The organism is Staphylococcus sp. HMSC036D05 (assembly GCF_001836225.1).
Lineage (GTDB): Bacteria > Bacillota > Bacilli > Staphylococcales > Staphylococcaceae > Staphylococcus > Staphylococcus caprae.
Map to the genome: position 1 here is coordinate 516,079 of NZ_KV827781.1, position 24,585 is coordinate 540,663.

The 24,585-nt window shown below is 32.8% G+C and carries 20 protein-coding genes and 2 pseudogenes; 2 read left to right on the forward strand and 20 right to left on the reverse strand.

Going from position 1 to position 24,585, the window contains the following annotated elements; genetic code table 11:
* Nucleotides 1-39: 39 nt before the first annotated feature.
* Nucleotides 40-237, reverse strand: a complete 198-nt coding sequence (locus HMPREF2580_RS07080; protein WP_070831540.1) for a hypothetical protein — start codon at nt 235-237, stop codon at nt 40-42.
* Between the two features lie 321 nt (nt 238-558).
* Between HMPREF2580_RS07080 and HMPREF2580_RS07085 the strand changes: the two genes are divergently transcribed.
* Nucleotides 559-1,584 (forward strand): threonine aldolase family protein, encoded by a 1,026-nt coding sequence (locus HMPREF2580_RS07085; RefSeq protein WP_070831543.1) that lies wholly within the window; start codon nt 559-561, stop codon nt 1,582-1,584.
* 249 nt (nt 1,585-1,833) lie between these two features.
* Here the strand turns inward: HMPREF2580_RS07085 and HMPREF2580_RS07090 are convergent, their stop codons facing one another.
* From HMPREF2580_RS07090 to hflX, 7 genes and pseudogenes are all read right to left on the reverse strand, one after another.
* Nucleotides 1,834-2,211, reverse strand: coding sequence for a capsid assembly scaffolding protein Gp46 family protein (locus HMPREF2580_RS07090; RefSeq protein WP_070831545.1), 378 nt, complete (start codon nt 2,209-2,211; stop codon nt 1,834-1,836).
* A pseudogene (locus HMPREF2580_RS12470) lies at nt 2,202-2,295 on the reverse strand (hypothetical protein); the annotation flags it as partial. The pseudogene HMPREF2580_RS12470 and the gene HMPREF2580_RS07090, both read right to left, overlap by 10 nt.
* A 191-nt stretch (nt 2,296-2,486) precedes the next feature.
* Nucleotides 2,487-3,785 (reverse strand): annotated as a pseudogene (locus HMPREF2580_RS12070) (minor capsid protein); the annotation flags it as partial.
* Nucleotides 3,786-4,210: 425 nt separating this feature from the next.
* Nucleotides 4,211-5,551 (reverse strand): type I glutamate--ammonia ligase, encoded by a 1,341-nt coding sequence (glnA, locus tag HMPREF2580_RS07100; protein ID WP_037541422.1) that lies wholly within the window; start codon nt 5,549-5,551, stop codon nt 4,211-4,213.
* Between the two features lie 19 nt (nt 5,552-5,570).
* On the reverse strand, nt 5,571-5,939 hold the full coding sequence (locus tag HMPREF2580_RS07105) for a MerR family transcriptional regulator (RefSeq protein WP_161792476.1): 369 nt from the start codon (nt 5,937-5,939) through the stop codon (nt 5,571-5,573).
* Nucleotides 5,940-6,201: 262 nt separating this feature from the next.
* Nucleotides 6,202-7,440 carry a methionine gamma-lyase family protein gene (locus HMPREF2580_RS07110; protein ID WP_044466342.1) on the reverse strand — a complete coding sequence of 413 codons (1,239 nt, stop codon included), beginning with the start codon at nt 7,438-7,440 and terminating at the stop codon, nt 6,202-6,204.
* 16 nt (nt 7,441-7,456) lie between these two features.
* Nucleotides 7,457-8,695 carry a GTPase HflX gene (gene hflX / locus HMPREF2580_RS07115; RefSeq protein ID WP_070831548.1) on the reverse strand — a complete coding sequence of 413 codons (1,239 nt, stop codon included), beginning with the start codon at nt 8,693-8,695 and terminating at the stop codon, nt 7,457-7,459.
* A gap of 112 nt (nt 8,696-8,807) precedes the next feature.
* Here hflX and HMPREF2580_RS07120 point away from each other — a divergent pair, with 112 nt between their 5' ends.
* Nucleotides 8,808-9,284, forward strand: a complete 477-nt coding sequence (locus HMPREF2580_RS07120; RefSeq protein ID WP_037541421.1) for a glutathione peroxidase — start codon at nt 8,808-8,810, stop codon at nt 9,282-9,284.
* A gap of 345 nt (nt 9,285-9,629) precedes the next feature.
* Here HMPREF2580_RS07120 and hfq read toward each other — a convergent pair whose 3' ends face one another.
* The 12 genes from hfq to miaB form a co-directional block, all read right to left on the reverse strand.
* Nucleotides 9,630-9,869: an RNA chaperone Hfq gene (gene hfq, locus HMPREF2580_RS07125; RefSeq protein WP_002442642.1), complete on the reverse strand. Its 240-nt coding sequence runs from the start codon at nt 9,867-9,869 to the stop codon at nt 9,630-9,632.
* Nucleotides 9,823-10,821, reverse strand: a complete 999-nt coding sequence (miaA, locus tag HMPREF2580_RS07130; RefSeq protein ID WP_070832596.1) for a tRNA (adenosine(37)-N6)-dimethylallyltransferase MiaA — start codon at nt 10,819-10,821, stop codon at nt 9,823-9,825. The genes hfq and miaA overlap by 47 nt, the downstream gene beginning before the upstream one ends.
* 4 nt (nt 10,822-10,825) lie before the next feature.
* Complete coding sequence (locus HMPREF2580_RS07135) at nt 10,826-11,761, reverse strand: alpha/beta hydrolase (RefSeq protein WP_070831551.1); 936 nt, start codon at nt 11,759-11,761, stop codon at nt 10,826-10,828.
* Between the two features lie 247 nt (nt 11,762-12,008).
* Entirely contained in the window at nt 12,009-13,682 is a 1,674-nt protein-coding gene (locus HMPREF2580_RS07140; RefSeq protein WP_002442634.1) for a glycerol-3-phosphate dehydrogenase/oxidase, read from the reverse strand.
* Nucleotides 13,683-13,858: 176 nt separating this feature from the next.
* Nucleotides 13,859-15,358, reverse strand: coding sequence for a glycerol kinase GlpK (gene glpK / locus HMPREF2580_RS07145; protein ID WP_002442632.1), 1,500 nt, complete (start codon nt 15,356-15,358; stop codon nt 13,859-13,861).
* Nucleotides 15,359-15,514: 156 nt separating this feature from the next.
* Complete coding sequence (locus tag HMPREF2580_RS07150) at nt 15,515-16,333, reverse strand: MIP/aquaporin family protein (RefSeq protein ID WP_037541420.1); 819 nt, start codon at nt 16,331-16,333, stop codon at nt 15,515-15,517.
* Nucleotides 16,334-16,663: 330 nt separating this feature from the next.
* A complete protein-coding gene (locus tag HMPREF2580_RS07155) occupies nt 16,664-17,197 on the reverse strand; it encodes a glycerol-3-phosphate responsive antiterminator (RefSeq protein WP_037541419.1) in 534 nt (177 codons plus the stop codon).
* A gap of 13 nt (nt 17,198-17,210) precedes the next feature.
* On the reverse strand, nt 17,211-19,181 hold the full coding sequence (gene mutL, locus HMPREF2580_RS07160; protein ID WP_070831553.1) for a DNA mismatch repair endonuclease MutL: 1,971 nt from the start codon (nt 19,179-19,181) through the stop codon (nt 17,211-17,213).
* A gap of 15 nt (nt 19,182-19,196) precedes the next feature.
* Nucleotides 19,197-21,815: a DNA mismatch repair protein MutS gene (mutS, locus tag HMPREF2580_RS07165; protein WP_070831556.1), complete on the reverse strand. Its 2,619-nt coding sequence runs from the start codon at nt 21,813-21,815 to the stop codon at nt 19,197-19,199.
* 202 nt (nt 21,816-22,017) lie between these two features.
* Nucleotides 22,018-22,512, reverse strand: coding sequence for an energy coupling factor transporter S component ThiW (gene thiW, locus HMPREF2580_RS07170; protein WP_002442623.1), 495 nt, complete (start codon nt 22,510-22,512; stop codon nt 22,018-22,020).
* 23 nt (nt 22,513-22,535) lie between these two features.
* Nucleotides 22,536-22,901, reverse strand: a complete 366-nt coding sequence (locus HMPREF2580_RS07175) for a YlbF/YmcA family competence regulator (RefSeq protein ID WP_070831564.1) — start codon at nt 22,899-22,901, stop codon at nt 22,536-22,538.
* A gap of 1 nt (nt 22,902) precedes the next feature.
* Nucleotides 22,903-24,447, reverse strand: a complete 1,545-nt coding sequence (gene miaB, locus HMPREF2580_RS07180) for a tRNA (N6-isopentenyl adenosine(37)-C2)-methylthiotransferase MiaB (RefSeq protein ID WP_070831566.1) — start codon at nt 24,445-24,447, stop codon at nt 22,903-22,905.
* Between the last annotated feature and the right edge of the window lie 138 nt (nt 24,448-24,585).

A 24,585-nucleotide genomic window follows, 5' to 3' on the forward strand; every position in this document is an offset into this window, starting at 1 on the left:
TTTCCACTCAAAATGATTCAAGTGGATAATTTAATTTTACTACTCTTGAGTAACTAATGTTAACACAGCGTTATAGTCTTCTTCTATATTTGGAAACTTACGTTCCTCGACTTGCTTAATCGAAATATTTAATAATTTGTATGAACTCCCATCGTCAGAACGAAGGAACTCGTTAACACTTTTTTCTAATCTTTCTAAAGAATCTTCAGTAAATGTTTTAAATTTAATTTGTTGCATAAGGTTCATTCCCCTTTCTCTATGTTGATTAAATGATAGAACTTTTCATACAAAAATTCAATTATTATTAAGACAATCAGATGTGATGAAATGAACTTTAATAGGTTGTACGGAATATATTTGAATTTAAGGTATTATGATGTATAATAACAACATTCGATTGAATATTCAGAATTATCTATCTTTTACTATAATTTATTAGTTTATATTTTCTTGATAACTACCTCTTATTTATAAAGAATTTATTTTCTAATAAAAGTTAGAGCATGAAGATAAGTTGGAAAATATTGCAACATGGATTTAACTTAGGAGGGAAAGTTAATGATTTCATTTGAAAATGACTACCTAGAAGGTGCACATGAACAAGTGTTAAAACGATTAGTTGAAACAAACAGAATACAAGCTGCTGGATACGGATTTGATGATTTTTCAGCACAAGCAGCTGACAAAATTCGAGAAACAATACAATGTCCTGATGCAACGATAAGATTTTTAGTTGGCGGAACTCAGACGAATCAAGTTGTCATCAATTCAATGTTAAAGAGTTATGAAGGCGTTATTTCAGCAAATACAGGCCATGTCGCTGTTCATGAAGGCGGCGCAATTGAATTTAGTGGGCACAAAGTGTTAGCTATACCATCAAGTGAAGGTAAAATATCTGCCGAGGGTGTTGAAGCTTACTTAGATACTTTCTATAGTGATTTTAAAAGAGAGCACATGGTCTTTCCAGGAATGGTTTATATTTCACACCCAACTGAATATGGAACATTGTATACCAAAGATGAATTGAAAAGTTTGGCAAAGGTTTGCAAAAAACACGAGATTCCTTTATTTATGGATGGCGCAAGACTCGGTTATGGTTTAATGAGTGAGAATACCGATGTCACAATAAAAGACGTCGCAAATTACTGTGACATCTTTTACATAGGTGGTACTAAAATTGGTGCATTATGTGGTGAAGCCATTGTATTTACTAAAAACAATGAACCTAAGAATTTCACAACAATTATTAAACATCATGGTGCTTTATTAGCTAAAGGTCGTTTAACTGGCATACAATTTTTAGAATTATTTACAGATGATTTATATTTTAAAATTAGTAAACATGCCATCGATATGGCTAAGAAAGTTAAAAAAGGATTTTTAGATAAAGGATATCAGTTATATTTTGACTCCCCTACGAATCAGCAATTCTTTGTGATAAGTAACGATAAAATTAAAGAATTAGAACAAAAAGTTAAATTTGCAATTTGGGAGAAGTATGACGATAATCACCGCGTTGTAAGATTTGCGACAAGCTGGGCAACTACCGAAGAAAATGTAGAAGAGTTATTGAAGTTAATTTAATATATCGTTTTTAAATTTAAAGATATTATCGAATGGAAGTTTGTGTTAAAAAGATTTCGTCTATTCTTAGTTTACTTTGAACGTAAAATATAGTAATAAAAGGTAAACGTTTTAAATATTATAAGAATTCGACGAAATCTTTTTTATTATGTTTGTTTTCTATTTCAATATCTATTTTTAATAAATATATATAATCAATAACACTTATAAACGCAGAAGTTACTTTAACAATCACATTATCTATTGCTGTCATGCTTTGACTAATACATTAACAATTTGATCATCAAAATTTTGCACACCAAATTCATTAAGCATTGAACGCGTTTCATTCTTCATTTGAGATAAAGCTTTTTCTGCTTTTAGTTCTTCATTTTCTTTTAACAGCTTTTCCAACTCATATTGATTCTTTTGGTCTTTAATCATCTTGGCTAGTTTTTCAGCTTCCTGAATTGCATCTTTCATACGTTCTTCAGATTTTCTTCTTTCTCTAGCTAGACGGTCTTTAATCATTTGAGACACTTCTTCTTGAGAGAATGTTTTCTCATTTTGTTGTGCTTGTTCATCATTATTTTCTAAATTCGTATTGTTCTTTGTTTCTTCAGTAATATTACTTTGGTTGTTTTCCATGAGATATACCTCCGTTTAAAGTCTGTCGACTGCGTATTCCATACTTGCTTTTATAACGTCATCAGCACGTTTTGGACATAAAAAATAACCTTCCGTAGAAGGTTAAAAAAGTGTATAAAAATAGCATCACTTTCTCTTTATCTATGCAGAAAGGATGCTTTAATTAGATGGTTTTGTCCTAGTTTCACCAGATTCTTTTTTAGCGTTTTCTTTTAAATCAGTAATCATTTCATTGATTGAACAGCTACCATCAAGTTGATATGTGTACATCTAAATCACCTCACAATGTATTTAATCATATTTATTCGGTGTAAATCCTTAAGATATTTTTCGATTTCTTTTTCTTTTATCAATCTTTCGTCTTTATTATAAAAATGTTTAGCTAATAAATCAATGGCATCGCTACTAACATATTTATTTGTTTTAGTTATATATTTAACTTGACCTTTATTAGTTACAATAGTGATAGTTTTCAAAGAATTTAATCTTATGTATAAACCTAAATCATTTAGTGAAAAATTAGATTGTCCAGGATGATTGTGTAGCATGATTATAGAATTTTCTTTACTGTTAAATAATAAATTATTCGCCATACTTCCTGGTTCAAATGAAACACTATCTTGATTTCCATATACTTTTATAACTTTGCCATCTTTTAATAAATATGCAACTTCATTGCTATCATTGTTTTCTTTGGCATCTTTTAGAAGTGCTTTATGTTGTTCTTGTATAAATTTATTTTCTTCTTTTGTATGTGTAGGAATATCAATATATCTTACTTTATCAATTGCTTGATCAGTAATAATAATTTTCTTACCTAATACTTTAGCTTGCTTAAGTTCGTTATTTCCTTGTTTTTGTTCTACTTGATACTTACCTTTACGCTCAGTAAAGAATTTATCCCGCCAGTTTCCCACATGTGGTACTGTAGTACTCCGATACCAAGGATGCATTGGTGGAGCATTAATGCCAGGTATCGTGTCTTTAACTTTAAATACTTTTCCATTTAATGAGTGACAAATTTTAGATGTTTTCTTATCTATTTTGGCCACGTATTTATACTCGCCATCTTCACCTAAATCTTTAAGATAAGTTAGCTTCTGTGATTCAGCCTGCACACGTGCTGATTCAGTAACTAATAATCTACTAGCATTATAAGTAGTGGAATTTGTTTGCTTTTTAAACTCAGATACATACTCATTAGGATGTCTCCCTCTAAGTAATACATTGCTCGTCGTTTTTTCCACTTCTTTTTGAACTACAGCCATATCTTGCCATAATCTAGTTGACCAGTTCACACCTTTGAAGTTACTGTTAACAACCGCTTTTACTTCAGTGTCATCAATTTTCACATGTTCACCAAGTATATGTGCTTGTCTTTTAACTTCTCTATCAACTGCATCAACTAAGTTATTTTTTATTTCATCTTGAATATCTAAAGTGGAGTCTTTGACTATCAAATCTAATTGCTGCTTTAATAGTTTTTCTCTAGATACTTTCATAGACAAGTTATAAAGCTTAAGTGCGTTGTTTGCCTCATCGCTAAAATCTTTACGCTTCACATATTTTTTAGCTTATTATTTAAAACAAGTGGCCAATCAAATTTCATTCTTTTGATACTGAATAACAGAATCTTACTTCAATGTCTTTTAATTATTTAATTTTTATTACTGTTATTTTATTGAGTCTGTTAATAACTAGTGTAGTAATGAGTGCTAAGGCAATATGAGTAATTCTATTACCTAAAAAGATATTTAACCAAAATAATAAAACTAAAATTATAGCGAGTCTTTTCATTACCTTTAACTACTAAAAATAATATTTTATTCACATATAAAATCTCTTTCAAAATAGCTTCACTCTATCTATACTTTAATATGATCGGTTTTTCAAAAAGTAACTGATCAAAAGGATATCTTTTCACAACGCAAAAAAAGAGCCAAGACAATTGTGTCTCAGCTCTTATCCCTATTGTGTTTCCCCTGTTTTGTTTAGCGCTTTAGTATTGTTTCATGTACTGCTCGCGTTCCCATTCAGAAACTTGAGTGCGATAGTAATCCCATTCAATGGATTTAGAGTTAATAAATTGATTGTAAATGTGGTTACCTAAAGCGTTTTTGATTGAAGTATTTTCACGCATTGCTTTTAATGCAGTATATAATGTTGAAGGTAAGTCTTGGATGCCAACTGCCTCACGTTCTTCACGATTCATTTCGTAAATATTTTGGTTTACTGGTTTTGGTACTTCTAGTTTGTTTTTAATTCCGTCTAATCCTGCTTCTAAAATTGCTGCTAAAGCCATATAAGGGTTAGCTGCTGGGTCAACTGAACGTACTTCGATACGAGTTGATAAACCTCTTGAAGAAGGTACACGTACTAATGGAGAACGGTTTTTACCACTCCATGCAATGTAACATGGTGCTTCGTAACCTGGTACTAAACGTTTGTATGAGTTTACTAATGGGTTACATACTGCAGTGAATCCACGTGCATTTTTAAGCACACCTGCTGTAAATTGGTAAGCCGTATCAGTTAATTGCATTTCACCCTCTGGATCGTAGAATGCATTTTCTTTACCTTTGAATAATGAAACATTAAAGTGCATTCCGCTTCCGTTTACACCGAATAATGGTTTTGGCATAAATGTCGCATGTAAGTTATGCTTACGTGCGATTGTTTTAACAACAAGTTTAAATGTTTGAATGTTATCACAAGCTGTAACAGCATCAGCATATTTAAAGTCGATTTCATGTTGTCCAGGTGCAACTTCGTGGTGACTTGCTTCGATATCGAATCCCATATCTTCTAATTCTAAAACGATGTCGCGACGGCAATTCTCACCTAAGTCTGTTGGTGCTAAGTCGAAGTAACCTCCATCGTCGTTTAATTCTAATGTAGGTTCACCTTTTTCATCTAATTTAAATAAGAAGAATTCTGGTTCAGGCCCTAAGTTGAAGTCTGTGAAGCCCATATCTTCCATTTCTTTTAAGACACGTTTTAAGTTAGCACGAGGGTCACCTTCAAATGGTGTACCATCTGTTTTAAATACGTCACAGATTAAACGCGCAACTTTACCTTGACCTGCTGTCCATGGGAAAATTACCCAAGTATCTAAATCTGGTTGTAAGTACATATCAGATTCTTCAATACGTACGAAACCTTCGATAGATGAACCATCGAACATCATTTCATTGTCTAAAACTTTTTCTAATTGGCTTACAGGAACTTCAACGTTTTTAATTGTTCCTAAAATATCAGTGAATTGTAATCTTAAATATCTTACGTTTTCCTCTTCAGCAAACTTACGAATATCGTCTTTTGTAAAACTACGTTTTGGCATGGTTTGAATCCTCCAAATTTTATTTAATAAATCTTGATAAGTCACCACGATTTATTGGTAATGTTTCGCTACGCGGTTTCTGCGTTGCATCTACAATCATTCTTTTTCTAGTCTCTTGTTCGTCTGTAGTTAAGTGATCTTGGTCATCAAATATGATTTGTTTAATACCTTTGATATTAAATCCTTTCTCAATTAAACTCTTAATTTCTAAAAGGCGGTCCAAATCATTCATTGAAAATAACCTTTTGTTTCCTTGAGTTCTTTCTGGTGTAATGAGTTCATGTGTTTCATAATAACGAATTTGTCTTGGACTTAATTCAGTTAGTTTGCTCACAACACTCATAGAGAATACGGCCATGTTTCGTCTGATGGAATCGTTAGACTGCACTTGTACCTCTCCTCTACTTTTGAACTTGACACTAATTTAGCATAGATTTACTTATAATACAAAAGTATGTCAGGTTTTCTTACATAAATACTTGAAACCTTATCATATCAACATTTCAAACCAATGTTTCAATTGAAAAATGAGTTAAATTCCAAACAACATCTTATAATTTCTAAATTAATTTTATAATTTTCTGACAAAAACTTCAAATAAATACAAAACTCTCTAAATGTCTTATCATCTAGAGAGTTAAAGGCCTACTTTATATTAAATTTTGCTCATTTAATTGAATGACTGCACGAGTGACAGCTAATTTGACATGTTCATATGTTAAACCACCTTGAACATAAGCTTCATAAGGAGGTCGTATCGGTCCGTCTGCAGATAATTCAATGGATGAACCTTGTACAAAAGTTCCTGCTGCCATAATTACATCATCTTCATACCCTGGCATATAACTTGGCTCAGGACTAAAATGTGCATTAATAGGCGAAGCATGTTGAATACTTTGACAGAAAGATATCATTTGTTCTTTCGTATCAAATTGTACAGTTTGTATTAAATCTGTACGCTTCACATCATATTTAGGTGTCGTTTTCATATTTAATTTTTCAAGAAGGAGGCTAGTAAATAAAGCACCTTTCAAACTCTGACTCACTACATGCGGTGCCAAGAAAAATCCTTGATACATCTCTTGTAAGGAATTTAAAGACGCACCCGCTTCTTTACCAATACCTGGCGCAGTTAAACGATAGCCACAACGCTCAATTAAATCCTTACGTCCTGCAATATAACCACCGATTTTAGCAAGGCCACCACCAGGATTCTTAATTAGCGAACCGGCAATTAAGTCAGCGCCAACTTCGATCGGTTCTTTATCTTCAACAAATTCTCCATAACAATTATCAACGAAAATAATTACATCTGGATATTTGGCTTTAACTGCTTCGATCGCTTCTTGAATTTCATCTATTGGAATTGATGGACGTTGATCATAACCCTTAGAACGTTGAATGGCTACAACTTTAGTTTTTTCATTAATTGCTTCAAGTACATTGGGTATATCAATTTTGCCATTATTTAATTTCACTTCATTATAATGGACGCCATGTTCTTTTAAACTTTCAATTCCATTGCCATTTACACCAATGACTTCTAACAACGTGTCATAAGGACTTCCGGTGATATATAATAATTCATCATCATATTTCAAATTACTTTGGAGCGCTAATGTAATTGCATGTGTACCTGAAATGATTTGAGGTCTTACTAGCGCATCTTCAGCTTTAAATGTATGTGCGTAAATCTCTTCTAAATGGTCTCTTCCAAAGTCATCATATCCATATCCCGTGGATCCTTGAAGATCACTTTCTGTCGCTTTGACATGATGAAAGGCGTTAAGCACTTTTTCTTGATTGATTAAGGCATTATTTTCAATTTCTTTGAAATATGGTGCCAAGGTCATCTCAACCTCTTCAATCAATTGAGTCATTTCTTCCATATTTTTTCTTCCTTTATCATTTTTTGTAGCCTTTAACGCTATACGTTTCATTCTCCTCATTAAAATACAGCTCACTCACTAAGGTATGCTGCTTTAAGAAATATAATCTGTCCGCATTAACGCTATCCACAGTTTCCTCATAATATTCTAAATTGCGTTTAATCTCATCGATCATTAGTGATTTCACTTTTTCTTTATCGTTTTCATCTCTGCTTGATACAAAGACATGTGGAGATTTAGAAACAGGTGCTTCTGTATCTTCACCACATAAATCCTTTTTATTGAAAATTACAGCTTGAGGAATTTGATCCATATCTAAATCATTAATTAGCTGATTAACTGTATCATATTGTGAGCGATATTCAGGATGACTCGCATCGACAACATGTAATAATAGGTCAGCACCTTTCGCTTCTTCAAGTGTTGATTTAAATGCTGCTACTAATGTCGTTGGAAGTTTCTGAATAAATCCTACAGTATCTGAAATAATCAGATTAAATCCTTCATTAATTTGAATTTGGCGTGTTTTAGGATCTAATGTTGCGAATAACAAGTTCTTCTCATAGGTTTCCTCATTAGCTAGGACATTGAACCATGAGGATTTACCAGCGTTTGTATAACCAACTAAAGCAATCTGGAAAACTTGATTCTGCTCACGCTTATTTCTATATCTTTCACGATGTTCAACTACAGTTTGTAATTGATGTTTAATTTCATTCATACGCGTTCTAATATGACGACGATCCATTTCTAATTTTGTTTCACCAGGACCTCTTGTACCTATGCCGCCACCTAAACGAGAAAGGCTCTTACCATGCCCTTGTAATCTTGGTAAAAGATAATCAAGTTGAGCTAATTCAACCTGTAATTTACCTTCTCTACTTCGTGCTCTTAAAGCAAATATTTCTAAAATTAATTGGGTTCTATCGATGATTTTAATGCCCAAATTATCATTTAATGTTTTAGATTGTGCAGTTGTCAATTCATCATTCGTCACAACAACATCTATATCATGAAATTCGATAAAAGCTTTAATTTCTTCAATTTTACCTTTACCTACATAATATTTATGATCAAATTGTTCTCTGTTTTGAGTGATTTGACCTTTAACATTTAATTGGCAAGTTTGAGATAAAGCTTCTAACTCTTCCATCGTTGAATCAAAATTAAATTGATTATCCGTTTGAGCATGTACACCGACTAATACAGCAGTTTCTAATCTCTTCTTTGTATCATGAGTTGATTGCTGTGCCATGATATACATCTCCTCTATAAAAAGTTACTCAAAACATTCTATCATAGACTTTGAACAAAGACTATAGAGTCAAATTATGTTAAATTTGTAGTATATCGAAAGGGTGATAAATATGGAAACGATTTATGATTTTGTAGTGCAAAAAAATAACGGTGAAAATTATAAATTAGAACAATATAAAGGCGATGTAATGCTCATCGTTAATACTGCTAGTGAATGTGGTTTCACCCCACAATTTGAAGGTTTACAAAAATTGTATGATGAATACAAAGATAAAGGTTTCGTTATTTTAGGTTTCCCTTGTAATCAATTTGGTGGTCAAGAACCTGGGTCAGGAGAAGAAGCAGCTCAAAATTGTAAAATCAATTATGGCGTAACCTTCCCTATCCATGAAAAAGTAGACGTAAAAGGTGAGAATCAACATCCATTATTCCGCTATCTCACTGACGCAGCAAAAGGTATGTTAAATGAAAAAATTAAATGGAATTTTACTAAATTCTTAGTCGACCGTGAAGGTAACGTTGTTAAACGTTTCTCTCCACAGAAAAAACCTGATCAAATTAAAAGTGAAATTGAAAAATTATTATAATCAGACTGTAGATTAACACTTCTACTCATTATCGCGTTATGTACATTTAGCTCATTTAAAAGTAATTTCTATTTGTGTATAACGGTCATAGAAATATAATAAATTTAAATAAAATAGAAAAATGCTTCATGTAATGTATGACTAACGAAATCAATCGTAGATTTCAAGCTATACATTGCATGAAGCATATTTTTTATTACAAACATTTCCTTGGTTTGTTCTAAAGTGCTAGGCGTGTTATACCATTATCTTCAATACTTAAATGTAATTCACTGATAAACTTCATGATCATCCACTTCCGCTTATCAATGAAAATGCAAAATTAATGCACTTTGATTACAACTCTTATTCTTCACTTTTTTCTTCAGCTGATTCTTCAGATTCATTATCAACTGTAAAAGTGCTGATCGCATGTTTGTAAATCAGATGTTGTTTGCCTTGAGAAACTAAACTTACAACATATTTGTCAAAGTCTTCAATAACACCTTTCATTTGAAAGCCATTTAAAAAGAATACAGTGACTTCAGTTTTTTCTGCTTTAAAGTTCTCTAGTGCTTGATCTTGGATGTTTTCGTTTGCAATCATGTCTAGAACTCCTTTTATTTATTTGGGTTGTAATCTCATCTAACATCATCTGAAGTGACATCGTTTCTTTATTTAACCAGTGAACATTCATTTTATTCTTAAACCAAGTCAGTTGGCGTTTAGCATATTGTCGTGAATGCTGTTTGAGTTTCTCCACAGCGTCATCCATGTTCATATTGCCTTTGACTACAGGTACAAGTTCTTTATAACCAATCGCTTGCATGCTTTGGCTTGTTTCAAATCCTTGTTCCACGAGTTGTTGCACTTCTTTAAATAATCCGTGACCCAACATAATATCGACACGTTTATTTATTTTAAAATATAATGTTTCGCGCGACATTTCAATCCCTATTAATAATGTATCATAATTTTCAGTAAATTGTTGCACTTTCTTTCGAGAACTTAAAAGTTTTTTTGTTTTTAAATAATATTCTATAGCTCGCAACACTCTTTTTCGATTATTAGGATGTATATTCTCTGCTGATTCACTATCAAACGAAGCTAAATAATGATGTAGCTCCTCATTGTTATATTGTTCGAGTTCTACAAGTTGCGCATTAACAATTTGCATTTTTTCAGGGGAGACTGTTTCATCTTCGAAAGCATAGTTGTAAAGCAATGATTGTATGTAAAGTCCTGTGCCTCCAGCGATAATAGGTAATTTACCTCTATTGATAATATCTTCAATACAAGCTTCTGCTCTTTTTTTAAATTCATACGCTGAAAATGATTCATCAGGCTCTAATATATCTATCATGTGATGCGGAATGCCTTCCATTTCATCTTGAGTCACTTTAGCAGTTCCAATATCCATTTGTTTATACACTTGCATGGAATCTCCACTAATCACTTCACCATTGAATTTTTTAGCAATTTCAATGCTTAATTCAGTTTTACCTGAGGCAGTTGGACCTACAATTACAACAAGAAATGGCTTGTTTTGATTCGTCATTTCATTATTCACTCGCTTTATTTTTCTTTAAAATTTGTTTTTCTATCCATTCAAACATATGTTGCCAAGTCATTTGATAATCATCTTCAAATAAAATTTCATGTCTTTTATTTTTATATAACTGTACAGTAACATGATTTATACCTGATTTCTTATACAATTTACCTAATTGTCGAATGCCCTTTCCATAATCACCAAATGGATCTTCTTTACCTGAAATGAGTAAGATAGGCAAATGTTTGTTTAATTTCTCTAGAGATTTACGTTCTGTTGTCAGCATCATATACTTCACAGTTTGATAAATGAGCTGATTCGACACTCTGAATCCACAATATTCGTCTTGGACAAATTTATCTACTTCATCGCGCTTTGTTGAAATCCAATCACTCTCAGTTTCAGGATTCTCGATACGCTTGTTAAATGATTTATTGACTAAATTATTTACCCATTTCACACGTCGACGCTTACCTAATATTACCGTAATAAGTTTTAAGGCGAATGTTGCCGGAATACCTTTCCACTTCGGAAACATTCCTGTACCAGTTAAGATTAATCCATTAGCGAATTCTGGATATCTGACTACAAATAATCTTGCTATGATAGACCCCATAGAATGTCCTAATACAATATACGGAATTGTAAGTTGTGTGCCGTAAAGTGTTTCCACTATTTCATAAGCATCATCAACAATCTGCGACATATTATCAAAGTGGCCTCGCTCTACCTCATCAATATCCTTACCATGTCCACGGTGATTATGTCTCAATACATCATATCCCTGTAAATTTAGGGCATAAACTAATTCGTCATAACGGTCCATATGTTCAGCCATTCCATGAAAAAGATGAACAATTCCTATGGTACTTTTCTTAGCCTTATCCACTTTAACCTCTATCATTGTCCCATCTTCAACAGTGATTTTAAACTGACTTTGACTCACAACATATGCCCCCTAACCTTCCTAATTCACTTTAATTCAATATTAGCTTAAAACTATTTTATAAATAATATACCGTGTGAGTGATATGTAATCAAATCGTATGCATAGCGTTTCTTCGGTCATTTTACTTTTATTTTCGGAAAATAAATTAAATAAAAATTAAAAAACTACTTGCAGAAAATGGAATATCCAAAAATCTACAAGTAGTTAGATTTAAATATCAATTGATACTCATAAATAATATCATTTATTCTTTAACAGCTGGTTGGTCGTTACCTGTGCGAGCTTGGTCAATCGCTTCTTCAACTTCTTTAGTGTAAGTTTCTTTCTGAGCGTCAGTATAGTTCAACATATCAGCCATGACGTTAATTACTGCATCTTTATAATCTAAAACATCTTGAATATTGAAATATAATTTACCTGAACGACGTACTAAGAAATCTGTAGGTTTATAAACCATTTCTTGTTGGATACCATAAACTAATTCTACGTATATTTCTAAAGGTAAATTACTTTCATGATATTGTGCAGTTTGAGCAATATTGAATAAATGATCTACGTTTGAACCATATTTACTAGCTAAGCGACGTGCAACATCTTCATCGATGCCGAAACCTTTTGCTGCATCAACTTTTTGGTCGACGAAGTGTTTAAAGTTTTTACTTCCGCCTACGTCACCGCCAGAAATTTTAAGATACTTAGTTGCACATGGTTCAAATTTAAGACCGTATTCTTGTTTCAAGCGTTTCGCTAATAGGTCAACAATATCTAATGCCATGTGACGGTAACCAGTTAATTTACCACCAGCGATTGTTAGTAGACCAGATTCACCTTCCCAAACTTCATCTTTACGTGAAATTTCAGATGGGTCTTTACCTTCTTCTAAGATTAATGGACGGACACCTGCCCAAGTAGATTCAATATCTTCATCTTTAACATCAACACTTGGGAACATATAGTTAATTGCATCGATGAGATAATCTCTATCCTCTTGAGTTGTTAATGGTGTTGCTTTCTCATTGTCGTAGAACGTATCAGTTGTACCTACATATGCTTTACCTTCACGAGGAATAGCGAAAATCATACGACCATCTTTTTCAGTATCGAAATAAACAGCTTGACCTAATGGGAATTTAGATTGATCGATAACCACGTGTACACCTTTAGTTAAACGTAGTTGTTTATTATTACGAGCGTAGTCACCACTTCTAACTTCATCTACCCATGGACCAGAAGCATTGATGACTTTTTTAGCTTTAATACCATAAGTTTCGCCGTCAATCATATCTAGCACTTCAATACCATTTACTTTTTTATTTGAATCATAAGTGAAATGTTCAGAACGTGTATAGTTAATGATTTCAGCGCCTTTTTCGGCAGCTTTTTTCATAACTTCAATAGTTAAACGTGCATCATCAGTACGGTATTCAACGTAGTAACCGCCACCTTTTAAGCCATCTTGTTTTACTAATGGTTCTTTATTTAAAGTATCTTGTCTAGATAACATTTTTTTACGTTCAGATTTTTTAACGCCTGCTAATCTATCATACATTGTTAAACCGATTGCAGTTGAGAATTTACCAAATGTACCACCTTTGTGCATTGGTAAAAGCATCCACTCTGGTGTTGTTACGTGTGGACCATTTTCGTAAACAATGGCACGTTCTTTACCAGTTTCAGCTACAACGCCAACTTGTAATTGTTTCAAATATCTTAATCCACCGTGTACAAGTTTAGTTGATCTTGAACTTGTACCTTGAGCGAAGTCTTGCATTTCTACTAATGCTACTTTCATACCACGGTTACTAGCATCTAAGGCAATACCTGCACCTGTAATACCACCGCCGACGATAACAACGTCATATTCGTTTTCTCTTAAATTCTTTTTAATATGATCCCTTTTCAATGTAGATAATGCCATTATCTAACGCCTCCTAAAAATAAATAAAAAACGAGACACCTATCCCACAAAAACATTTAATTGTTTTGTACGAACAGATCTCTCGTTTCTCGATTTTCTTATTAACTTAAATTCAGTATAACACACTTAAGAAAATCAAGTCCATTTAATGCTCACGCTTACTTCAAAATTTTTGCTTAATCTTCTAGTTTGAATACTTGTGTTGCTTCTACAGCTTTTTTCCAGCCTTTGTATAACTTAGTACGTTGTTCTTCTTCCATTTTTGGTTCAAACTCAGTTTCAAGTTTCCAACGTTCTCTGATATCTTCTTTATTGTCCCAGAATCCTACTGCTAATCCTGCTAAATAAGCAGCACCTAATGCTGTAGTCTCTTGAATTTCTGGTCTTTCAACTGCTGAGTTTACGATATCAGCTTGGAATTGCATTAAGAAGTTATTTTTAACTGCGCCACCATCGACACGTAAGTTTTGAACTTCAATACCTGAGTCTTTAGACATTGCTTCCATAACATCACGAGTTTGATAGCATAGTGATTCTAATGTTGCGCGGATGAAATGTTCTTTTTCAGTACCACGTGTTAAACCAAAGAAGGCACCTCTTGCATCTGAATCCCAATATGGCGTACCTAAACCAACAAATGCTGGAACCATATAAACACCTTCAGTTGAATCTACACGTGAAGCATAATTTTCGGTTTGAGGTGCAGAATTGATCATTCTTAAACCATCACGCAACCATTGAATTGCTGAGCCTGAAACGAAGATTGAACCTTCAAGTGCATAATTGACTTTGCCATCAAGACCATACGCAATTGTTGTCAATAAACCACTTTCAGATTTAACCGCTTCTTCACCAGTATTCATTAACATGAATCCACCTGTACCGTAAGTGTTTTTCACGTCACCACGGTCGAAACAAGCTTGACCAAATAATGCTGCTTGTTGGTCACCTGCAATACCTGCAATAGGAACTTCTTGTCCAAAGAAGTGATAATCGATAGTTTTGGCGTAAATTTCACTAGATTCTTTAACTTCTGGAAGCATTTGTTTTGGAACATCTAAAATTTCTAATAGTTCATCGTCCCATTTTAAATCATGAATATTAAACATTAATGTACGACTTGCATTTGTATAATCAGTAATATGTGCTTCTTTACCAGATAATTTCCATACTAACCAAGAATCAATTGTTCCAAATAGTAAATCGCCATTTTCAGCTTTTTCTCTTGCACCGTCAACATGGTCAAGAATCCACTTCACTTTAGTACCTGCAAAGTATGGATCTAACAATAGACCAGTCTTATCTCTAAATGTTTCTTCGTATCCTTGGTCTTTCAATTCTGTACAAATATCTTGTGTTTGACGAGATTGCCATACGATTGCATGATAAATTGGACGTCCTGTATTCTTATCCCAAACAACAGTCGTTTCACGTTGATTTGTAATACCAATCCCTTCAATTTGGTTAGCTTGAATGTCATTTTCATTCATTACTTCAGCCATCACTGACAGCACAGAAGTCCAAATTTCATTTGCATCATGTTCTACCCAACCTGATTGTGGAAAATGTTGTTTAAACTCACGTTGAGAAACACCTTTAATTTCTCCATCTTTGTTGAAAAGAATCGCACGTGAACTTGTAGTTCCCTGATCGATTGATAAAATATATTTTTCCATAGGTTTTGACTCCTTTTGATGTAATTAATAATAAGTAATAAAGTAAAGTTGTAATTTAAAATTTCATTAATAAAGTATCAACCATTACATCTATACACAAAATTGAGGTAATTTAATCCCGATATTTTAAAATTATCCTTCAATTATCCCTATCAATTAGTAAATAGATTCGATGTCACCTTTTTTAGAGGATTTATTAATAATTAATCCTAATACTAAAGTAATAACAACTAAGACGATTCCAACTGCACAACTCACGTTAAATGTTTGTTTATAAAACACTTCGTAAACCACAGCGCCCAGCATACCACCAGCAATTGGACCTAATACAGGCACAATAGCGTATGACCAGTTAGAATGACCTTTACCTGCGATAGGTAAAATAGCATGTGCAATACGAGGACCTAAATCTCGAGCAGGGTTAATCGCATAACCTGTAGGTCCCCCTAAACTTAAACCAATTGCTACAATTAAAGCACCTACAATAAGTGGATTTAATCCATCAGCAATTTTATTAACACCGATGAATAATATACCTAAAGTTAGAGCCATTGTACCAATAATTTCACTTAAGAAGTTAGCAAAATAGTTTTTAATTCCAGGTGCTGTAGAGAACACGCCTAATTTGACTTCTGGCTCTTCAGTAGCTTTCCAATGTGGTAAATACATTAACCATACAAGTGCACCACCGACGATACCACCTAACATTTGGCAAACAATATAACCAGGAACTTGTGCCCAACTGAATCCGCCATCCATTGCAAGTGCAATTGTAACAGCTGGATTTAAATGTGCGCCAGAGAATTTACCTACGGCATATACGCCCATTGATACGGCTAGACCCCAACCTGCAGCGATTACAATCCAATCTGCATTGTTGCCAGCACTTCTTTTCAAATTAACGTTTGCACAAACGCCACCTCCGAAAAGAATTAAAATTGCAGTACCTAAAAATTCTGCTAAATATGCATTCATATCATTTCCTCCCAAAAAACAGAGAGACCCCTACGTTAGCGATATTAAGCTTGTAGAAATCTCCCAGTCTCTGTTCTATTATTAACTTTTAAACTTGATATAATTTTACTATCGACTTGTAAGCGTTGTCAATGACTTTGTAAAAAATTTGTCATAATTAGTATTTAGAATTATAAATATAGCTAGCATTTATTTATATCCTAGTAACTAAATTTTCGAGAAATTTATATTTTTGATTTTAAATTTTAAAGTAAAAAAAGAATGTGCGATATTTAAAATGAGTAGATCCTTTCAAATATCACACACTCTCACCTTTTTGACTATTATCATTTACCAAAGTTTTTGATAGCTTGTGGTTACATATTTCGCACCACTTGAAACGGCTTCTTGTACTTCATTTTCATCATTAATTAAACCGCCTGCAATTACCGGTGTTGAAGTTTCTTTTTGAATTTGATTCACTGCTTTACTTGCAATACCGGGTAACACTTCTACGAAATCAGGCTCAACTTTCTTGATTAATTCAATACTTCTCGTTAACGCCTGACTATCTATAATAAATACTCTAAAGATTGTTAAGGTATTTAGAGATTTGGCTTTTCTAATAACCTTTGTTTTAGTTGAAACAATACCTTTGGGCTTATATTGTTGAATGATATATTCACACGCAAATTCATCATGACTTAAACCTTTTATTAAATCAATATGAATATAGCATGCTATACCTTGACGTTTTAATAGTTCCATTATACTTTTCAAATGGCCAATGTGCATATCTAATAATACACAAGCTTTATAATCTGTCTTTGTTAATCTTTCAAGATCTCTCATATTTCTGATCGCTGGCAAAATATTTTCTTTCAAGATAGCAGCTCCTCTACATCACTCGTTTAAATAGTTTTTCGAGTTCATAATTTGAAAAATTGATAATAATCGGTCTGCCATGAGGACAAGTAAATGGATCTTCAGCTTCTCTAAGTTGATCAATTAAATCTGACATTTCATTATTTTTCAAGTAATGATTTGCTTTAATAGACTTTTTACAAGACATCATGATTGCAACTTCTTCTCGTATTTTTTTAACGTCTACTTTTTTATGTTCTAATACTAAATTAATCATATCCTTAATAATTTCTTCAGCATCGCCTTTAGGGAACCAGACAGGATAACTATTTACAATATAATCATGTCCGCCAAAGTGTTCTAGATGTACACCAACTCTATCTAATTCGTCTTGATATTGATCGATAATCATTTGCTCATCTTTTGAAAAGTGGAACGTAAGCGGAATCAATAGATTTTGGACTTCATTGGTAACTTCGCCAATTTTCTCTCTAAAGTATTCGTACTTAATCCTTTCTTGCGCTGCGTGTTGGTCAATCATAAACATTCCATTTTCGTTTTGAGCAATGATATATGTGCCATGTACTTGTCCAACAACTTCCATATAAGGAACACGGCGATGAGGCGATTTACTTATAGTGCCTTTAATATCATCTTCTTTTGCTGATGATGAATCTAATTCATTATATTGATCATTTTCAATTTCATTTAGAATATCTTTTTGATTTTGGAAGTAATTATCTTCACTCGTACGTTGTATATAGTGAGAGGAATCAGAATTAGAATTTTCTACATCAATCGTCGAATTGTCATATTCATATTTTTGGCCCGAATCTTCATTTACTACCGAATTATCGCTATCCGAACGATATCCATTTTCAGAAGATTGATATGATGAAGCTGATTGATTAGACGCATTAGAATTATTTCTTTTTTCAAAATCCATTTTCTGCTGTTCAAATGATTCAAGAACTTTATTCTTTTTAGGTGAATGGTCTAAATCATTTTGAGGAATTAATATTCTGTCTTTAAACGCCTCTCTGATTTTTTCTACAATTAGAGCAAATAGCTGTTCTTCTTTAGATAAACGTACTTCAAGTTTAGTAGGATGTACATTGACATCCACTAATATAGGGTCCATTTGAATATTAATGTAGCAAATCGGATATCTCCCAATTGTCAGTAACGTATGGTAACCCTCGATAATAGCTTTATTTAGCAAGAAATTTTTAATGTACCGACCATTGATAAAAATTGAAATATAATGCTTATTACTTCTTGAATGTTCAGGTTTAGCTACGAAACCTTCAAGATGATAATCGCTTGTGTCTCCAGAAATGTGAACTAAGTCTTTAGCAACTTTCATACCGTAAATTTCTGCCATCACTTCATTTGTACGCCCTGATCCATTCGTGCTTATTAAAGTTTTACCATCTGACACTAAAGAAATTCTAATATCAGGATGACTCATCGCCATTCTATTTACTATATCTGTAATCTTTCCTAATTCGGTATATAGACTTTTAATATATTTCAGACGTGCTGGCGTATTATAGAATAACGATTCTACTAGAATATCTGTTCCTTTTTTAGCTTTAGCTGGCTTACTGTCAATAATTTCTCCATTCTCTGCATATACTTCAAAGCCATTTTCATTATCAGTACACGTTTTCAATGTAACTTTAGCCACTGAAGAAATACTTGCTAAAGCTTCGCCACGAAATCCTAATGTTCTGATATGAAATAAATCATCATCAGCATCTATTTTACTAGTTGCATGTCGATGGAAAACTAAGCCTAAATCATCTTGTTCAATACCAGTCCCATTATCTACTACTCTAATTGAAGCAACACCAGATTGTTCCACTTCAACATTAATTTCAGTAGATTCAGCATCTATGGCATTTTCTAACAATTCTTTAACTACAGAACTTGGTCTTTCCACGACTTCTCCAGCTGCGATTTTATTAGCCAAAGAGGTTTGTAGTTCTTTTATTTTTCCCATTGTTTACACCTACCTCTATCTTAATTGTTTCTGTAAATCACTTAATTTCACAAGTGCTTCTATAGGCGTCATATTGGATAAGTTTAAATTTTTAATTTCTAATTCAATTTCACTTTGTTGTTCGCTATTTTCAAATAAATCAAATGAGGCTTGTTCAAAATCATTTTTAGAATTTATTGTTTTTTCAGTATTAATAGAATTATTACTTTCATTAGTAGAAAGACGACCTTCATGATTATCTTGAGATAATTCATTAGGCATGATTTGATCTGAAGGTTTTTGTTCAAATTCATCGAGTATAATTTGAGCTCTATTAATCACTTCTTCTGGTAAATCAGCAAGTTTGGCAACTTGAATACCGTAACTGTCATCGACCGCACCATCTTTAACTTTATGCAAGAAAATGAGTTCTCCCTTATATTCGTTAGCAGCCACGTGCACGTTCTTTAAACATGGAAGCATTTGATCTAAGGTGGTCAATTCATGATAATGCGTTGAAAATAGTGTTTTAGCATGAGAAGTTTGAGCGACGTATTCAATCATGGCTTGAGCTAGAGCTAGCCCATCATATGTAGATGTTCCTCTACCAATCTCATCAAAAATAATTAGACTATTCTCAGTAGCATAAGTTAAAGCCTTTTGCGCCTCTAACATTTCTACCATGAAGGTACTTTTACCTGATACTAAATCATCTGCAGCACCAATCCTAGTGAAGATTTGATCAAATACAGGTAATACAGCAGAATCACATGGTACATAGGCACCCATTTGAGCCATGATACTAATAATAGCAACCTGTCTCATATACGTAGATTTCCCAGACATATTTGGCCCTGTAATAAGATAGATGAATGTGTCATTGTCTAGATTGCAATCATTTGGCACATAATCATTATGATCCATCACGCGCTCTACAACCGGATGTCTAGAGTTTTCTAATTTTAAAGTTTTATCATCACTAAACGAAGGTCGTACATAATTATATTTTTGAGCAATTTCTGCGAAACTTTGCAAACAATCTAATTCAGAAATAATTTTTGCTTGTTTTTGTAGTCTTTCAGTATACGTTTTAATATGTTCTCTTAATTTAACAAATAATTGATATTCTAATTCAATTGCTTTGTCTTCTGCTCCTAAAATAATGTCTTCTTTTTCTTTAAGTTCATCCGTTATAAATCGTTCGGCGTTGGACAATGTTTGTTTGCGATTATAACCAAATTCACTAGGTTCAAACCCTTGTAGATTTGCACGAGTAATTTCAATAAAGTATCCAAAAACTTTATTAAAACTAATTTTTAAAGACTTAATTCCTGTTCGAGCACGTTCTTTCGCTTGTAACTCTGCTAACCAAGTTTTACCATTCTTAGAAGCTTCTAAATACTCATCTAATTGCTCATTAAATCCAGTCTTAAATAGACCGCCATCTTTGACTGAAATAGGTGGTTCTTCAACTAAACTTTCCTCTAAAAGTTCTAAAAGATCATCGAGGGGTTCTAAATCACTAAATTGTGATGTGGTCTGAGCATCTAATTCGTTGAGCAATGCTTTAATATTAGGAATTTCTGAAATCGAATGTTTGAGTTGTATCAAGTCTCTTGCATTCACATTACCATAACTGACTCTACCCACTAATCGTTCAATGTCATAAACTTGATTTAAATAATTACGTAGTGTATCTCTCTCAATAAAACGATTGATAAATTCCTCTACGATGTTCAATCTTTCGTTAATTTGATTTTTGTTAATTAAAGGTCGATCAACCCATTGCTTCAGTCGTCTTGCACCCATTGGCGTTTTTGTTTCATCCATTAACCAAAGTAATGTACCTTTTTTCGATTTAAGTCTAATGCTTTCAGTTAGCTCTAAATTTCGCTTAGCATAGAAATCCATTTTCATAAAATCAATTGCTGCGTATTCAGCTACTTCTTCAATATGTGATAAATCTCTTTTTTGAGTATGATGTATATAATCTAACAATAATTGTGTGGACTTGAACATTTGATTATGAGTTAACTGGTTAGTGTTATACTGCATTTCTGAAATATTCTCACGTACTGTAACTGTTTCAGTTGTCATGCTTATTTGACGTTTTAATTCTTCTGGCAATTCTTCATTTACAACTATTTCATTAGGATTAATTGTCGTAATTTCATTCAGTAATGTTGCTTCATCTTGAAAATGAGTAGCCTTAAGTTCTCCGGTAGAAACATCACAATAACTTAATGCATACACTTCATCTTTAACAAAACTTAAAATATAATTGTTTTGCTTTTCGTCCACGCCGCCTTGTTCCATCACCGTACCCGGCGTGACAATTCTAACAACTTCTCTTTTTACCATGCCTTTAGTCTGTTTAGGGTCTTCCATTTGTTCACATATTGCAACTTTATAACCATTGTTGATTAATGTCTCAATATAACTATCAGCTGAATGATAGGGTACGCCACACATAGGGATAGGATTTTCTTTTTTAGCATCTCTCTTTGTTAAAGTAATTTCAAGAACTCTTGAAGCTTCTTTCGCATCTTCAAAGAACATTTCATAGAAATCGCCGAGTCTAAAAAATAATAAACAATCGTCATATTCAGATTTTATTTTTAAATATTGTTGCATCATTGGTGTTACATTAGCCATTTCTATTTTCACAACCCTTATTTATAAATATTTTTCTTATTTTAATATTTTTTACATACGCTTTTAACTCATACATTTTAACATATATAAATACAACTCGCTTAACCAAAAAAGTGTATAAAAAAGTACGCTTTAACATGAGACAAAATTGTTTAAACCCCAATATTTAACCCCTCACTAATAAAGCGTACCTGTAAATAAATCATTTCTTATTAAATTTATCCAATAGACCACGTCTTTTCAAAACAATAAGTAATATATAACTTATTAAAGAACCTATAACACTTGAAACTATAAATGCTATCATTAATGGTCTAACTAAAAAGTTATCAAAATTCATAAACCATGCTAAAGGAATACACATTAAACTTCCTATTACTCCGGTTCCCAATACTTCTCCCACAGCTGCCATAAAGATATGTTTTCTATACATATAAAATAAACTAGAAAGGAATACCCCAATCATGCTTCCCGGGAATGCAAACACACTACCTGTGCCAAAACTCACTCTGAAAATTGAGGAAATAAATGCTTGAGCTAAGCCATACCATGGTCCAACAAAGACTGCACATAATACATTAATAAAATGTTGAACGGGTGCTGCTTTAATCGGTCCTAATGGTATTACGATAAGACTACTAAGTACTATATTAATAGCTATCAAAATTGCGGTTATAGTCAATTTCCTTACTTTCATAGCATTTACTCCTCATTTAGAATTTACTCTTTATGTTCTCGTTCATTATGTTCATTAAGTCGGTCTTCCATTGTTTTAATCATCATCTGCAGCAAATCATTGGCATCATATTGTGCTGACCTGAATTCTTCAACTATTGGCAATTGATTAATTTCATCTTCAATATGATGAATTTGATCCTCTGATTGCTGAAATGCGTTATCTTTACCATAATTTTGAAAATTAACGGATTGTTTTTGTTGCTTTTTAAGATTTTTCATCTTATTTTCAATCGTTTTATTATTATGGATTTGGTTTTCAATAGTTTGGTAATCTTTAACAATCTCCAAATTATTAATTCGATTTGCAAGGGTATCAGCATGTTTTAAGATATCCTCTTTTGAATACATACTATTGAACCACCATCTCACTTTGATGTTCTCCAACAAAAGTTCCATTTAATGAGTACTGTTTGGCTTCATCAATTTTCACATCAACAAGTTTTCCAATCATTTCTTTTGGAGCTTTAAAGTTTACTAGTTTATTCTTAGCAGTATATCCAGCTAATACAGTATCATCTTTTTTACTTGAACCTTCACATAGTACTGTGACAATTTCACCTTCATATTGGCTCATAGCTTTTTGAGAATATTCTCCAACTTTTTTATTTAATCTTTGTAGACGTTCCTTTTTAACTTCAGTTGGAACGTTATCTTTCATTTTTGCAGCTGGTGTACCGTCTCTTTGTGAATACAGATAAGTATATGCATGTTCAAATTCAACTTCATCATATAGTGATAATGTTTCTTCAAATTGTTCTTCTGTTTCATTAGGATAACCAACGATAATATCTGTTGTTAAAGCAATATCAGGAATAGCATTTTTAATTCTACTTACTAAGTCAAGATAACTTTCTCTAGTATATTTGCGTCCCATAATTTTTAAAACAGCATTATTACCAGATTGAACTGGCAAGTGAATATGCGGAACGATGTTACCACCATTAGCAATGACTTCAATCATGCGATCTGTAAAGTCCCAAGGATGGCTTGTAGTAAAACGTACTCTAGGAATATCAATTTTAGAGATGTCCTCTAATAAGTCACCCAAACCATAATCTAATCCTTCAATATCTTTACCATAAGAGTTAACATTTTGTCCTAGTAAAGTGATTTCTTGATAACCTTCCCTAGCTAATTCTCTCACTTCATTAATAATGTCTTCAGGACGACGACTACGTTCCTTACCTCTTGTAAATGGAACAATACAATATGTACAGAATTTATCGCAACCATACATGATATTCACCCAAGCTTTGATGCTACCTTCACGTACTTTAGGTAAGTTTTCAATTACATCGCCCTCTTTAGACCACACTTCAACTACCATAGCTTTAGATAGATAAGCTTCTTCTAAAATTTCAGGCAAATGATGAATATTATGTGTACCAAAAATCATATCTACATTTTGATAAGATTTCAAAATCTTATTCACTACGGATTCTTCTTGAGACATACAACCACAAACGCCAATTAGGCACTCAGGGCGTTCTTTTTTAAGATGTTTTAAATTTCCAATCTCACTAAACACTTTGTTTTCAGCATTTTCACGAATCGCACAAGTATTAATTAAAATAACGTCAGCTTGATTAATATCTGAAGTCGCACTATAACCTAAAGCTTTCAATATCCCCGCCATGACTTCGGTATCATGTGCATTCATTTGGCAACCATACGTTTTAATTAAAAATGTTCGTCCGTTACCCATACCTTTATATTTTTCACCAATGTGGAAATCTCTGTTATATTGTACTTCTTGTTTCCCACGTTTCTTTGCTTCTTTCAAACTTGGCGGTTGATACACTTGTTCAAAGTATTTGCTATAGTCTTTTTCAGCTTTGCGATCACGTTCAGCTAAAATATTTATCGTACCAGCTTTTCTTTGTTCTTCATTCACTTTGAAAAATCCTTTCTATATGCCCATAATCATTATTTCATTATATTAAATTTAAGATTAAAGTGCAAAAAGACGCTGACATATGCTTTTGAAAAATTTTATAAAAAAAGAGCGCGAAATCAAACTTAAAAAAGATTA